At 45.0% G+C, this 13,145-nt stretch carries 10 protein-coding genes, 1 tRNA gene and 1 pseudogene; 9 read left to right on the top strand and 3 right to left on the bottom strand.

Features of this window, described 5'->3' with window-relative positions:
* Positions 1 to 1,368: 1,368 nt before the first annotated feature.
* From DW182_RS22810 to DW182_RS19045, 8 genes and pseudogenes are all read left to right on the top strand, one after another.
* Positions 1,369 to 1,665: pseudogene (locus tag DW182_RS22810) on the top strand (energy transducer TonB); the annotation flags it as partial.
* A gap of 4 nt (positions 1,666 to 1,669) precedes the next feature.
* Complete coding sequence (locus DW182_RS19075) at positions 1,670 to 2,887, top strand: WG repeat-containing protein (RefSeq protein WP_158580820.1); 1,218 nt, start codon at positions 1,670 to 1,672, stop codon at positions 2,885 to 2,887.
* A gap of 177 nt (positions 2,888 to 3,064) precedes the next feature.
* Positions 3,065 to 3,379 carry a hypothetical protein gene (locus DW182_RS19070; RefSeq protein ID WP_181996170.1) on the top strand — a complete coding sequence of 105 codons (315 nt, stop codon included), beginning with the start codon at positions 3,065 to 3,067 and terminating at the stop codon, positions 3,377 to 3,379.
* An 81-nt stretch (positions 3,380 to 3,460) separates the two neighbouring features.
* Positions 3,461 to 5,620, top strand: coding sequence for a TonB-dependent receptor (locus tag DW182_RS19065; protein ID WP_118296503.1), 2,160 nt, complete (start codon positions 3,461 to 3,463; stop codon positions 5,618 to 5,620).
* Positions 5,617 to 6,102, top strand: coding sequence for a DUF4625 domain-containing protein (locus DW182_RS19060; protein WP_118296502.1), 486 nt, complete (start codon positions 5,617 to 5,619; stop codon positions 6,100 to 6,102). The genes DW182_RS19065 and DW182_RS19060 overlap by 4 nt, the downstream gene beginning before the upstream one ends.
* A 201-nt stretch (positions 6,103 to 6,303) precedes the next feature.
* A complete protein-coding gene (surE, locus tag DW182_RS19055; RefSeq protein WP_007667080.1) occupies positions 6,304 to 7,068 on the top strand; it encodes a 5'/3'-nucleotidase SurE in 765 nt (254 codons plus the stop codon).
* A gap of 24 nt (positions 7,069 to 7,092) precedes the next feature.
* Positions 7,093 to 8,229, top strand: a complete 1,137-nt coding sequence (gene lpxB / locus DW182_RS19050) for a lipid-A-disaccharide synthase (RefSeq protein ID WP_118217076.1) — start codon at positions 7,093 to 7,095, stop codon at positions 8,227 to 8,229.
* Positions 8,230 to 8,392: 163 nt separating this feature from the next.
* The gene (locus tag DW182_RS19045) at positions 8,393 to 9,142 is read left to right on the top strand and encodes a NigD-like protein (protein WP_021968022.1); all 750 of its coding nucleotides are present in this window, start codon (positions 8,393 to 8,395) and stop codon (positions 9,140 to 9,142) included.
* 55 nt (positions 9,143 to 9,197) lie between these two features.
* Here the strand turns inward: DW182_RS19045 and DW182_RS19040 are convergent, their stop codons facing one another.
* Genes DW182_RS19040 through rsfS form a run of 3 tightly spaced genes read right to left on the bottom strand, consistent with a single transcriptional unit; the run spans position 9,198 to position 12,527 of the window.
* On the bottom strand, positions 9,198 to 10,037 hold the full coding sequence (locus DW182_RS19040; protein ID WP_021968021.1) for a phosphatidate cytidylyltransferase: 840 nt from the start codon (positions 10,035 to 10,037) through the stop codon (positions 9,198 to 9,200).
* A gap of 22 nt (positions 10,038 to 10,059) precedes the next feature.
* A complete protein-coding gene (ftsH, locus tag DW182_RS19035; protein WP_115501927.1) occupies positions 10,060 to 12,159 on the bottom strand; it encodes an ATP-dependent zinc metalloprotease FtsH in 2,100 nt (699 codons plus the stop codon).
* An 8-nt stretch (positions 12,160 to 12,167) separates the two neighbouring features.
* The gene (gene rsfS / locus DW182_RS19030) at positions 12,168 to 12,527 is read right to left on the bottom strand and encodes a ribosome silencing factor (RefSeq protein ID WP_007667073.1); all 360 of its coding nucleotides are present in this window, start codon (positions 12,525 to 12,527) and stop codon (positions 12,168 to 12,170) included.
* A 218-nt stretch (positions 12,528 to 12,745) separates the two neighbouring features.
* Here rsfS and DW182_RS19025 point away from each other — a divergent pair.
* Positions 12,746 to 12,819 (top strand) — tRNA-Gln (locus DW182_RS19025).
* Positions 12,820 to 13,145 lie beyond the last annotated feature (326 nt).

The following is a 13,145-nucleotide window of genomic DNA, read 5'->3' as shown; positions in this document are numbered from 1 at the left end:
ACTCTTTGTTGGGGGCTGCATCCGGTACTTAATATTCTTGTCACTTCGCTTCTGTCGCTTGTCGCTGCCAAGCTTATTCCTGATTCTGCCGGTGATACGGTATTAAAGACTGTCGGCGTCATTATAAGTTGGGGAGTGTTATTTGTTGAAATTTGGTTGTTGGTTACTTATCGTAAAGAATGGAACCGCAAACTACGTGCAAGAGTGGATCATAATCCAGAAAATGCGGAAACGGATTCATCTGTATCGTTGGTGTCTATAGAGGAACAGCAATACTCTCCACAGGATGTTTCTCCTTCTGCTGCAAATGCTTTTAATGATAAACCTCAGCCTGTAGCCCCACCGGTTCAGAAAACGGTGGAAGTCCCTGCTTCGCCTGGCTCACGCAAGAAATACTATATAATAGGGGGCGTGTCAGTGTTGGTGGTTCTGTCTGTTTTGTTCTTTTGTTTGAAGGGCGGAGAGACTGTGGAAGTGGTAAATGTGCCCGCCATTAAAGAAGCCCTTTATGAGGGAAGGGTTGGAAAATCAGAAGTGCAAATGTGTTTAAAGCAGGAAGGCGATTCTTTGTATGGCACCTATTTCTATAAACGGAACAAACAGGAAATTCAGTTGAGTGGGAAGATAGAGGATGGATTGCATTACGTTGTCAATGAGTTTGTCAACGGGAAGAATACCGGAACATTCAAGATGGATTATGGAGAGTATGATGGTGAACACTTCTTTACAGGAAAGTGGACTAATGGGAAAAAACAGGTCAATGTTTATTTGGACGAAATGGAAAGCCGCATCTTACCCTCTACTGATGTGGAGCACCCATTGGTCGGAGAGTGGCAGACGGGGGAAGATGCTAAAGCATTTGCCCATGCGCAGTTGGGCTTGTATAATCGGGATATTAAAGGAGCTTATGGAATCATTAAGATAATGGCCAATGATTGCCTCTATACATTGTATGTGGACTCCATCATGAAGTCAGAGGGTTGCGATGCGTTCGTACATACTTATGAGCAAAATCTTACGTTGCATTACTTGCCTTCCGACAAAAGCCTGCGGATAGAGACGGAGAAATGGGGCACTTACAATCTGTATATGGATTTTAGGGATTTGGAAAAACGGCTGGCGGATAGGAAAGCTCTGCAGCAATCTCTTTCGGAAGCGTCGGAGTCCTTATCCGAAGCTGAAAGTACTCCGGAGGCGTCCGAACAGTTAGATATAGTAGAGAATGAGATTGTTGATGTGACGTTTATTCCTGTTGAAGTAGCAAATGAGCGCGAGGAAGCGGAGAGAGCCAGGCTGCAAGCCGAATTGGCGGCTGAACTGCAAAAGGAAGCGGAGGCTGAAGATCCCAATAAGATATATGACAATGCAGAGGTGATGCCTGAGTATCCCGGCGGACAGGTGGCACTGATGCGCTATATCGCACAGAATGTGAAATATCCTAAGAGTGCGCAGGAAAACGGTACGCAGGGAAAAGTTGTTGTGCAGTTTGTGGTGGACACGGACGGAAGTATCATCAATGCATATGTGCTGACAAGCGTTGATCCTGATTTGGATACAGAAGCCCTTCGGGTTATTAAGTCAATGCCTCGATGGACACCGGGAAAGCAGAAGGGTAAAAACGTCAGAGTGAAATATGCGGTTTCTGTTAAATTTAGATTGCCATAAGAAGATGAAAAGATATTTGATAACAATATGTTTGGCAGTAGGCATAGCTTTGCCTGCTGCTGCCCAGTTTACTCCTATCAAGATAGGGGAGAATGCCAAAAAAGTGATAATAAACAGGTATGACACCAACTATGCCTTTCATGATGGTTTGCTTGCCGTGAAGAACGACGAGACCGGTTTGTGGGGATTTATAGACGAGCAGGGGAATAAAGTGATTGATTACCAATGGGATTATAAAAGTTTCGGTTATCCTCAATTTGGAGGTGGAGCTTGCCTGGTATGCAAGTCCGGTCGTGACATGTGGGGCCGCACTGAGACTTGGTACGTCATTAATAAGCAAGGGCGGGCTATAAAACTCAATGCGAGGATTATAGATTCTGCTCCTTTCAACAAAGATGGTTATGCCTTGATTGTAAAGACGGTGAATGACAGATACTCCAAGTGTACTTACATTGACAGGCAAGGCCGTGAGGTATTCCCGGCGCTTGTCCAGATGATGTTGACCGTGGGCGCGCAAAGCCCGGAAGAGGTGCGTCCTTTCTCTAATGGCTTGGCGGCCTTCTATGATATGGAGAAAAGGCGTTATGGATTTTTCGATAAGGCTGGCAAAATCATTTGTCCGGCCATCTACCTGAAAGTACAGGACTTCAGCGAAGGCCTGGCTGCTGTGAAAGTGACCGAGAATGGCGGGCGGTGGGGATTTATTGACGTATCGGGCAAGATGGTGATTCCTGCAAAATTCAGCAAAGAGCCCTATCCGTTCCGTGAAGGAAAAGCCTCTGTTGCAAAGAGAGAGGGCGGAGTGGTGATGATTGACAAGACCGGAACGGTGATAAGCCCGGAATTTGAGGATATTCGCAACTTCTATTTGGGATATGCCTATGCACAGTTCAAGGACAGACGATATATGGATATTGTCGACGAGAACTTTAATGTAGTCAGGGCACAGTTGGAAAATAAAATGTTGGATCCGACCAGGCGGAATGGTGAACCTATTGAGTTCATCAATGGCTATTCCACTTGGGCAGGTAGCCCGGGAGCCTCTTTGCCTTTCCTGCTGAGTCCTATAGGGAAAATGCTTCGCTTTAGCTCTGATTGGGGAGAAAGCATAGATGTGAAGCATCGCACGGAGAAAGTCATCCATGTGAAACTGAAGAAATACGATGGGTTCATTGATTATGACGGGAACATTGTGTTTTATTTTGCAGAAGACGAGTTTTAGGCATCCATAGTGTGCAGCTGTTTGTGTTGCGTATAGAAAACAAGCAAAGAAGTAATGCTGGCTATACCTACATATTGGTAAAACTACAAACGGTAACACATATTAAGTGTCGTAGTTTGCGTGTTCGGTTTGCGATGCATATCTTCGCGGCATATTCAGAAAATATCTGTAAGAGAAGTGAATAGTAGTAGGAAGAAGAGAGCCGTTGTGGCATGGGTGCTGATTTTGTCGCTCATGCCATTCTTCGTGGTGAAAGCTTTTCATCACCATGAGGAAGGTCATTCCACTTCCTGCTCCCATGCCGATCATCCGCGCCACTCGCCGGACGATTGTGGCATTTGTCACTTCTCTCTTTCTCTTTTCACGGAAGCACAGTCGGTTGACTTCCATTGTATCTTAACGCCCATCCTTTTTGAGCAAGTAGTCTATCAGGATAAGATTGTCTATGCACTGTCTTATTCACATTATTTGCGCGGTCCTCCCACTGCTTGATTACATAGTTCTTTATTTATGCGGAGGCAGGTTTTGAGAGCTTGTCCTCCTCATTGTTCTATTCTAAAAAGATTGTAATCAATGCGTATAGGATTTATTCCGGGCGTGTTAGGGGTGTTATGTACAGCTCTTTCCGCCCATGCGCAAGAATCCGATTCAGTCCGTAATGTAGCTTTGCCTGAAGTAGTGGTGGCGGAAACCTACCAACAACTTCAGAATAAGAAGATTGCACTTACCCTTGAAGTGGCTGACCGGGATTTCTTGCGGAAACATTTTACAGGTAACTTTATGCAGGCGATGGAGAATATTCCGGGCGTGCAAGCTATGGATATCGGCTCGGGTTTTTCTAAACCGATGATCCGGGGAATGGGCTTTAACCGGGTTGCCGTATTGGAGAATGGTATCAAACAAGAAGGGCAGCAGTGGGGAGCAGATCATGGTCTGGAACTCGATGCTTTCAATGTAGATGCCGTGAGTGTGATGAAAGGACCTGCTTCGTTGCTTTATGGCAGCGATGCCATGGGCGGAGTGATTGACATTTCTCCCGTACAGGTTCCGGCAGAGAATATGTTGTTTGGTGATGTAACGCTTCTAGGAAAGTCTGTTAACGAGACTTTCGGCGCTTCGCTGATGTTGGGCATCAAAAAGAATGCCTGGTATACGAAGTTGCGTTATTCCGAACAGCGATTCGGGGATTACCGTATCCCGGCGGATACGATAATCTATCTGACTCAGAAGATACCAGTCCGTGGTCGTCGGCTGAAGAATACGGCAGGGTGGGAGCGTAATATCAATTTTTTTACCCAATACCAAAAGAAAGGGTATAAGTCGAATTATGCCGTGTCTAATGTATTTCAGAAGACAGGTTTCTTTCCCGGTGCACATGGAATTCCCGATGTGTCGCGTCTGGAAGATGACGGTGATAGCCGGAACATAGAGCTTCCCTATAGTAAAGTGAACCATCTGAAAGTGACTACTCATCAGCAATATGTTTGGGAGAAGTTTATCCTGTCGGGTGATATGGGTTATCAGAATAATCATCGTGAAGAATGGAGTGCATTCCATACCCATTACGGCAGTCAGCCTTTGCCGCAAACAAACCCGGATAAGGAACTGGGGTTTAATCTGAATACTTTCAGCTTTTCTGCGAAAGGGCGGCTTATCGGTTCTTCTTCCTGGGAACATCGGATGGGATGGGATTCTCAGTTTCAGAGAAACACAATTTCAGGCTATTCTTTTCTGCTGCCGGAATATGAGCGTTTCACTACCGGGGTATCCTGGCTTACAACGTATCGTCCGGACAATGTACTTGCTGTTAGTGGAGGTATACGGTATGATTATGGGCGTATATATGTTTTTGCCCACGATGATCCATATCTGGCAACTTATCTGCAAGAGCAGGGCTATAGTGATGAACAGGTGGAATCCTACCGTTGGAACAGTCGTCGTGTAAACAGAAGCTTCGGAGACTATTCTCTGTCGCTGGGAGTGGTATGGACACCTTCTGTACTGCATCAGCTGAAGGTAAACATTGGGCGGAGCTTCCGTTTGCCGGGTGCGAATGAATTGGCTTCGAATGGGGTACATCATGGTACATTCCGCCACGAACAAGGGGATGCCACACTTTCTTCCGAGCAAGGCTGGCAAATGGATGCTTCTTATCAGTTGAAGTACGGACGATTGTCTCTGTATGTTTCTCCGTTCGTCAACTGGTTCAGCAATTATATCTTTCTGCGCCCTACGGGGGAATGGTCCGTATTACCCCATACAGGACAAATTTATCGATATACGCAGACGGAGGCATTGTTTGCAGGAACGGAGGCAGGTGCAGAGGTTCGTATTTCTTCTGCTTTCAGTTATCGCATATCCGGTGAGTATGTCTATACCTATAATTGTGATGAACATATTCCTTTGAGCTTTTCTCCGCCTGCCACTTTGCATAATACGCTGACTTGGCAGAAGAAACGTTATATGCTGTATGCCGAATGGCAAAACATAGCCCGTCAAAATAGGGTGGACCGTAACGAAGATCGTACTCCGGGTACGAACCTTTTCCATATAGGTGGCTCTCTTGATTTACCTGTTGCCGGAAATAAGGTGGAGATTACTCTGACCGTTCGGAACATACTCAATACGCGTTATTACAATCATCTCAGTTTTTACCGCAAAGTGGAGATCCCTGAACCGGGACGAAACTTTCAATTATTAATTAAAGTACCTTTTAAAAAACGATTCAAATGAAAACAAAATTTTATTTCCCGATGATTTTTTCCCTTTTAGTGATGGTTATGTCGTTGTTTACGGCTTGTAGTGATAGTGATAATCCGCTTAGTGATACCACAAAGCCGGTAATTGATCTTAATTCACCCACCGAAGGTCAGGTGCTGGCAATAGGTAGTGAGCACGGTGTGCATTTTGAGATGGAGCTATCGGATGATGTTATGCTAAAATCGTATAAGATAGAGATTCATAATAATTTCGATCATCATTCGCACGATACCCGGGCTACGGAGACTACTGTGGATTTCACTTTTAACAGGTCGTATGATGTGTCGGAACAAAGAACGGCGCATATTCATCACCATGATATCGTGATACCCGCTAATGCTACTCCGGGAGATTATCACCTGATGGTTTATTGTACGGATGCTGCCGGGAATGAAGCTCATGTTGCACGCAACATAGTGTTAAGTACAACGGGAGGGGATGACAGACATCATTAAGAAGAGAATGATTAGGGGTTAATTACTTCATAACTCACAGGACCTTTTTGCTAAGCCTTCAGTGCTGCATAGTAGCATGATGAATGAAGGAAGTATCCAAGAGGAATTAATAGATTAAGTGTATGGATTTAATATATTAAGTCTTCGAAGCTTGATATCCGGTTCTCTTTTGTTATTTTTGCACTGAAAATTAGGATAAATATGGAAAATCAGAGACCTTTGATATTAATATCCAATGACGATGGAGTCATTGCGAAAGGTATTAGTGAGTTGATAAAGTTTCTCCGTCCGTTGGGAGAAATCGTAGTAATGGCGCCGGATGCACCGCGTTCGGGCAATGCGAGCGCGCTGACAGTGACCGAACCTATTCATTATCAGTTGGTACGTAAAGATGTAGGACTTACGATTTACAAATGTTCCGGTTCTCCGGTAGACTGTGTGAAGCTTGCCTTCCATACAGTACTCGACCGCAAACCGGATTTGGTAGTCGGCGGTATCAATCATGGAGATAATTCTGCTGTGAATGTACACTATTCCGGTACGATGGGAGTGGTAATTGAAGGTTGCCTCAAAGGAGTTCCCTCTATTGGTTACTCTCTTTGCTGTCATGATCCGAACCCTGATTTTGAACCTTCGGGACCTTATATCCGCGAGATTGCCCGTCAGGTTCTGGAAAAAGGACTGCCACCGTTGACTTGTCTCAATGTGAACTTCCCCAATGTAAAAGAGCTGAAAGGTGTTAAAGTGTGTGAGCAATCCAAAGGACAATGGACGAATGAATGGGAAAACTTTGCACATCGTGGCGATACTCATTATTATTGGCTGACTGGTGAATTCCAGAATACGGACCCTGATAATGAGAAGAACGACCATTGGGCACTCGATAACGGCTATGTAGCCATCACTCCAACTACGGTGGATGTTACGGCTTACAATCTTATTGATGAGTTACAATCTTGGTTTTAATTCAATTGACAATTGACAATTGATATGAAGTATTATTTGATTGTCGGTGAAGCTTCTGGTGACCTGCACGCGTCTCATCTGATGGCTGCTTTGAAAGTAGAAGACCCACAGGCGGAATTCCGCTTTTTCGGGGGAGACTTGATGGCGGCAGTTGGCGGAACGATGGTGAAGCATTATAAGGAGTTGGCATATATGGGATTTATCCCTGTGTTGCTGCACCTGCGTACCATCTTTGCCAATATGAAGCGATGCAAGGAAGATATCGTTGCCTGGCAGCCCGATGTGGTGATATTGGTGGATTACCCCGGTTTCAACCTGAGTATAGCCAAGTTCTTGCGGGCGAAGACGCATATCCCTGTCTATTACTATATCTCTCCGAAGATATGGGCTTGGAAAGAATACCGCATCAAGAATATCAAACGGGATGTGGATGAATTATTTTCTATTCTACCGTTCGAGGTGGAATTCTTTGAAGACAAACATCACTACCCGATACATTATGTAGGTAATCCTACGGTAGATGAGGTGACCCTCTTCCGTGCAGAGCACCCTGAAACCTTTGACGGCTTTGTTCGTGAAAACAACTTGGACTCTAAGCCGATCATCGCTTTGCTGGCAGGTAGCCGGAAGCAGGAAATAAAGGATAATCTGCCCGATATGCTTCGGGCAGCTTCCGCTTTTCCGGAATACCAGTTGGTTCTGGCTGGTGCACCCGGTATTTCTCCCGATTATTATCACGAATATGTAGGTGATGCGAAGGTGAAGATCCTTTTCGGTCAGACCTACCGCCTGCTACAACAAGCTGAGGCGGCGTTAGTGACTTCGGGGACTGCTACATTGGAGGCTGCTTTATTCCGGGTGCCGCAAGCTGTTTGTTATCATACGCCGATAGGAAAAGTCATCTCTTTCCTGCGCCGCCATATACTGACGGTGAAGTACATTTCGCTGGTAAATCTGATTGCGAACCGTGAAGTAGTGAAGGAGCTGGTAGCTGATACAATGACAGTTGAACAAGCACGTGCCGAACTGGAACGTATTTTATATGATAAAGATTATCGGCAGCGAATGCTTCATGGCTATGAATACATGGCGGCACGCTTGGGTGATGCAGGTGCTCCGAAGCGGGCGGCAAAAAAGATGGTACGCTTACTACGAAAGTAATTCTTCTTACATAATGAAACCTCTTTGGTTTCAAAAGACCATAAAATTGTTAAAAGTGATAAAGCCGGTGCAGTAATAGCCCGGCTTTCGTATTTTATAGTCAGAACATGCGATATTTTATGAACTAACAATTATTACGGTAACAAACAAGAGGACTTTAATTATGAAGAAATTACATTGGTTATTTATGATGATGTGCCTGGCGGTGCTACCTGCCTTGCAGTCATGCGATGATCTCGACAGCGGATACTCAATCGGGGACTTTTCTTATCCGAACTGGGCTACTATACGTGTCAAGGGGAATGCTTTCTATATGGAGAGTGATACTTGGGGAACACTTTGGCCTATCAATACGGATATGGGCTGGTATCAGCCGGTAGACGGGCAACGTGTGGTTACGGTGTTCAATCCTATTTACGATAATTATGAAGGATATGACCATGCTGTGAAGATATTACGTCTGGAGCATGCCCTGACGAAAGTAGTGGAACCGTTGACTGCTGAGAATGAGGAAGAATATGGTAATGATCCGGTACTGATTTATAAGGGAGACCTGACGGTCAGTGGTGGTTATATGAATATTGTCTTTATGCAGAACTTGCCGAAGGATCCTGATACGAAACATCGTATCAGTCTGGTGCAACCTGCTGAAGCTACAGCAGATGCAGTGAGTGAAGATGACGGATATCTCCATCTTGAACTTCGTTATAATAACTACGGTGATGTAAGTGGACGCCGTGCCGCCGGATTAGTTTCTTTCAATCTGAAAGAGGTATTGACTCCTGAGATGAAGGGTATCAAGCTGAAACTTAATTCGGAAGTGAATAAAGAAGTAGAAATAGTATTTGAAAAACAATCAAGTAATGCTGAAGAAGCTTCGAACTTAGATTTCTCAAAGATGCAATTGAAGTAGAGTAAAGTGTTTTGTGTGAAGCCGGGTGAATGTGAATTCCTCCGGCTTTTTTATTTTATAACAAGGTCAATACATAGAGGTAGACCACTGCCGCGGGGATTGCCAGTAAAGCGCTGTCGAAGCGGTCGAGCATTCCTCCGTGCCCGGGCAGGATATGTCCCGAGTCTTTAATACCTAACTGGCGTTTCATCAGTGATTCCGTCAGGTCTCCCCATGTGCCGAATATAACAACGATCAATGCCAGTCCTGCCCATTGCCAAACAGGCATGAATGGGAAGTAGTGTGCAAATACAAATGAAGAGGCTATAGAGAATACACCACCACCGATGCTTCCTTCCCAAGATTTCTTAGGGGAAATGCGTTCGAATAGGCGATGCTTGCCAATCAGGGAACCTACACAGTAAGCACCTGTATCGCTCAACCATATAAATACGAAGATGGAAAGCGGCAGGATAGGGTTATAGGTCACACTGCTTTCTGTAGGGTTATATTGGAAAGCCAATACATTGAGCAGCGCAAACGGCAATGCCACGTATAGCTGGCTCAGCATGGAAAAAGCCCAGTTGCCGATGGGATTCTTCTTTTTCAGGTAAAGTTCCGTAATCATCAGGTAAAGCAGTAAAGCCAGATAAGGCAGGAATACCTGTGCTCCGATGGTTGACTGGCAGAACCCCATTACGGCCAGGAAGAGATAAGCGCCTCCAAGGGCGGTGATCGTTTTATTGATTTGTACTTCACTGCTTTGGTTGATCAGGTGCCCAAATTCGTGTACGCTCAGTGCACCGATAATGGTGAACAGGATACCGAATGAAAGGGGGCTGTATAGGATACAGCCCACCAATACTACTACGAATAACACACCTGTGATGGCGCGTTGTAAGAAATTGCTTTTCACGGTAATTCCGTTTTTTAGTTCTTTATTCTTTTGCGGGTTCGGGGCGTTCTACAGAAACTTTAGTTCCTTCTGCGGAAACCTTTGTATTACCGGTTTCATTTCCGCTTTCAACATTGTTTTCCTCTTCCGCTTTTACTTCTTTTTCGCTCTTCGCAGCTTCTTTTGCAGCTGCTTCTTCCGCTTTCTTCAGATCCTCTGAAATCTTATTGGCACTGATCTCCTCCGAACGGGAAGCCCAGGGGCGTTTTCCAAAGATTTCTTCTACATCTTCTGCAAAGATCACTTCTCTGTCTATCAGTAACTGTGACAGTCTTTGGTGTCCGTCCTTATGATCGGAGAGTATCTTCTTGGCACGTTCGTATTGTTCGTTTACCATGTTCTTAACTTCCTCGTCAATCAGTTCGGCAGTCTTTTCACTGTACGGGCGATTGAAAGAATATTCTTCGTTATTGTAATAACAGAGGTTAGGCAGTTTCTCGCTCATACCGAGGTAAGCGATCATACCGAAAGCCTGCTTCGTTACACGTTCCAAGTCGTTCATGGCACCGGTTGAGATACGTCCCAGGAATAAGTCCTCAGCAGCACGTCCACCCAGTGTGGCACACATTTCGTCAAGCATTTGCTCTTTGGTAGTGATCTGGCGCTCTTCGGGCAGATACCAGGCGGCACCCAGTGCACGGCCACGCGGAACGATGGTCACCTTGATCAGTGGATTGGCATATTCCAGTAACCAGGAGATGGAAGCGTGTCCCGCCTCATGGATAGCAATGGAACGGCGTTCTGCCTCAGTAGTAATTTTCGTTTTCTTTTCCAAACCACCTACGATACGGTCTACGGCATCGAGGAAATCTTGCTTACCTACGAATTTCTTGCCATGACGGGCAGCGATAAGTGCTGCTTCGTTGCAGACATTGGCGATATCAGCACCGGAGAAGCCCGGAGTCTGGCGTGCCAACAAGTCTACGTCTACCGTATTATCTATTTTGATAGGACGCAAGTGTACACCGAATACTTCTTTACGTTCGTTGAGGTCGGGGAGGTCTACATGTATCTGACGGTCAAAACGTCCGGCACGCAGCAAAGCCTTGTCCAGTACGTCTACACGGTTGGTAGCAGCCAGGATGATTACACCACTGTTGGAACCGAAACCGTCCATTTCAGTTAATAACTGGTTCAAAGTGTTTTCGCGTTCGTCGTTACCACCCATTGCGGCAGCTTTGGCACGGGCACGTCCTACGGCATCAATTTCATCGATAAACACGATACAGGGCGCTTTTTCCTTTGCCTGACGGAACAGGTCGCGCACACGGGATGCACCTACACCGACAAACATTTCTACGAAGTCGGAACCGGCCAGTGAGAAGAACGGTACATTGGCTTCACCTGCCACAGCTTTGGCAAGCAGGGTCTTACCTGTTCCCGGAGGGCCTACAAGCAGAGCGCCTTTGGGAATCTTACCACCCAGGTCTGTGTATTTCTGCGGTTCTTTCAGGAATTCTACAATTTCTTCCACCTCCTGTTTGGCTTCGGCAAGTCCTGCTACATCCTTGAAAGTGATTTTTATAGGAGTTCCTTTTTCAAACAGTTGGGCGCGTGACTTACCGACATTGAATATGCCGCCACCGCCGCCACTGCCACCACCACTCAGGCGGCGTGACATGAAAATCCAGAAACCAATAAGGAAAGCGATAGGCAGAATCTGCCACAGCACTACACCGAAGTAGTTCCGCTTCTTTTCGTAATTGATGGAACCGTCGAAATGCTGTTCGTCTCTTTCCTTTTGCAGAAAGTCTCCCAGACTCTCGCGAGAGGGGGCTTCGGTAGTAATCATAGGATTCCTACCTACCCGGCTGGAGTCTGCCTGGAATACATTCTTCACATATTGAGGCTTAATATACGCTTCTACCGAGTTATCATCGTAACCGATGATTTTGCTCATGTAACCATTGCGTACATATTGCTGGAATTCGTCATAAGATATGTTTTTCGTACCTGTACTATTCTCGTTGGTCAGGTACAAGCCCAGAAGCATCATGGCTATGATCATATACAGCCAGTTCAGGTTGAACTTGGGCATATTGACCTTATTGGGCTTTTTGTTAGCGTTATTATTATTGTCCATAGGGCTTATTAATCAATATCAGGTATTCGGGTTAATTTGGCGTCGGCCCAGAGATGTTCCAGGTTGTAGAAGTCTCTCGTTTCAGGCAGGAAAACGTGGACCAGTATGTCAGAGTAGTCCATTGCTACCCATTCGGCATTGCGCAACCCGTCTATTGCAAATGGTTTACTGTTGGCACCTTTGCGTGTAAATTCTCTTACGGATTCTACAATGGCGGTCACCTGGCTTGGGGAGTTTCCCTGGCAAATGACGAGATAATTGCAGATAGTATCGCCAATTTTAGAAAGATCTGCTATAACTATATTTTTTCCTTTTTTATCTTGTATACCTTCGGTTATTTGTTGAATGAGTTTCTTTGTTTCGTTCATTACTTATTATTAAAATTAAACAGTTGACAAATATACGCTGAATTCTTGTATGAAACACCTAAAAGAGGAAAAGTCTTTTAATTTTTGATTTTTTTTAGGTATATATTTCTTTGGCGTACGGCATCTTAGCAGAATTTAGAGAAAAAAATACGTGAAATTGTTTTGGATTATCAAATTCTTTGTATCTTTGCAACCGCAAAACGGGAACGACCTGTTATTGGGCTATGGTGTAATGGTAACACTACAGATTCTGGTCCTGTCATTCCTGGTTCGAATCCAGGTAGCCCAACCATCCAACGGCTTATTTAAGTCAAAAACCCACTAAAATCGCAAGTTTTAGTGGGTTTTTTTGTTGCATTTCCGACCTGTCCGAAAATTTTTGAGAGTTGGTTTTGAGGATTTTTTTCTGCTTTTTGAGGAGCAATAGCGAGCTGTGTGCCGAAAGGAAACAGAAAAAAATAACCCCAACTTACAAGAAGCTGGGGCTACCGAAATATCATCTGAACATTATTCGTACGCCAAAATAACCCCAAAATCAGCGAAGCTAAAATTTACTCCGCTATGCGTAATCATACTATTTTCCGCCACGACAATTTTATCGGCTGTCTTTCAGCCGAT

It is taken from the genome of Bacteroides sp. AM16-24 (assembly GCF_003471885.1).
Lineage (GTDB): Bacteria > Bacteroidota > Bacteroidia > Bacteroidales > Bacteroidaceae > Bacteroides.
Note: the sequence above shows the minus strand (reverse complement) of the source record. Positions and strands in the feature narration are given on the sequence as shown.

What these genes read in the sequence shown, in the direction of transcription:
- DW182_RS19075 (WP_158580820.1), top strand. Translation starts at nt 1,670, where the DNA reads ATGAAAAGATATTTGATAACAATATGTTTGGCAGTAGGCATAGCTTTG.
- DW182_RS19065 (WP_118296503.1), top strand. Translation starts at nt 3,461, where the DNA reads ATGCGTATAGGATTTATTCCGGGCGTGTTAGGGGTGTTATGTACAGCT.
- DW182_RS19060 (WP_118296502.1), top strand. Translation starts at nt 5,617, where the DNA reads ATGAAAACAAAATTTTATTTCCCGATGATTTTTTCCCTTTTAGTGATG.
- surE (WP_007667080.1), top strand. Translation starts at nt 6,304, where the DNA reads ATGGAAAATCAGAGACCTTTGATATTAATATCCAATGACGATGGAGTC.
- lpxB (WP_118217076.1), top strand. Translation starts at nt 7,093, where the DNA reads ATGAAGTATTATTTGATTGTCGGTGAAGCTTCTGGTGACCTGCACGCG.
- DW182_RS19045 (WP_021968022.1), top strand. Translation starts at nt 8,393, where the DNA reads ATGAAGAAATTACATTGGTTATTTATGATGATGTGCCTGGCGGTGCTA.
- ftsH (WP_115501927.1), bottom strand. Translation starts at nt 12,159, where the DNA reads ATGGACAATAATAATAACGCTAACAAAAAGCCCAATAAGGTCAATATG.
- rsfS (WP_007667073.1), bottom strand. Translation starts at nt 12,527, where the DNA reads ATGAACGAAACAAAGAAACTCATTCAACAAATAACCGAAGGTATACAA.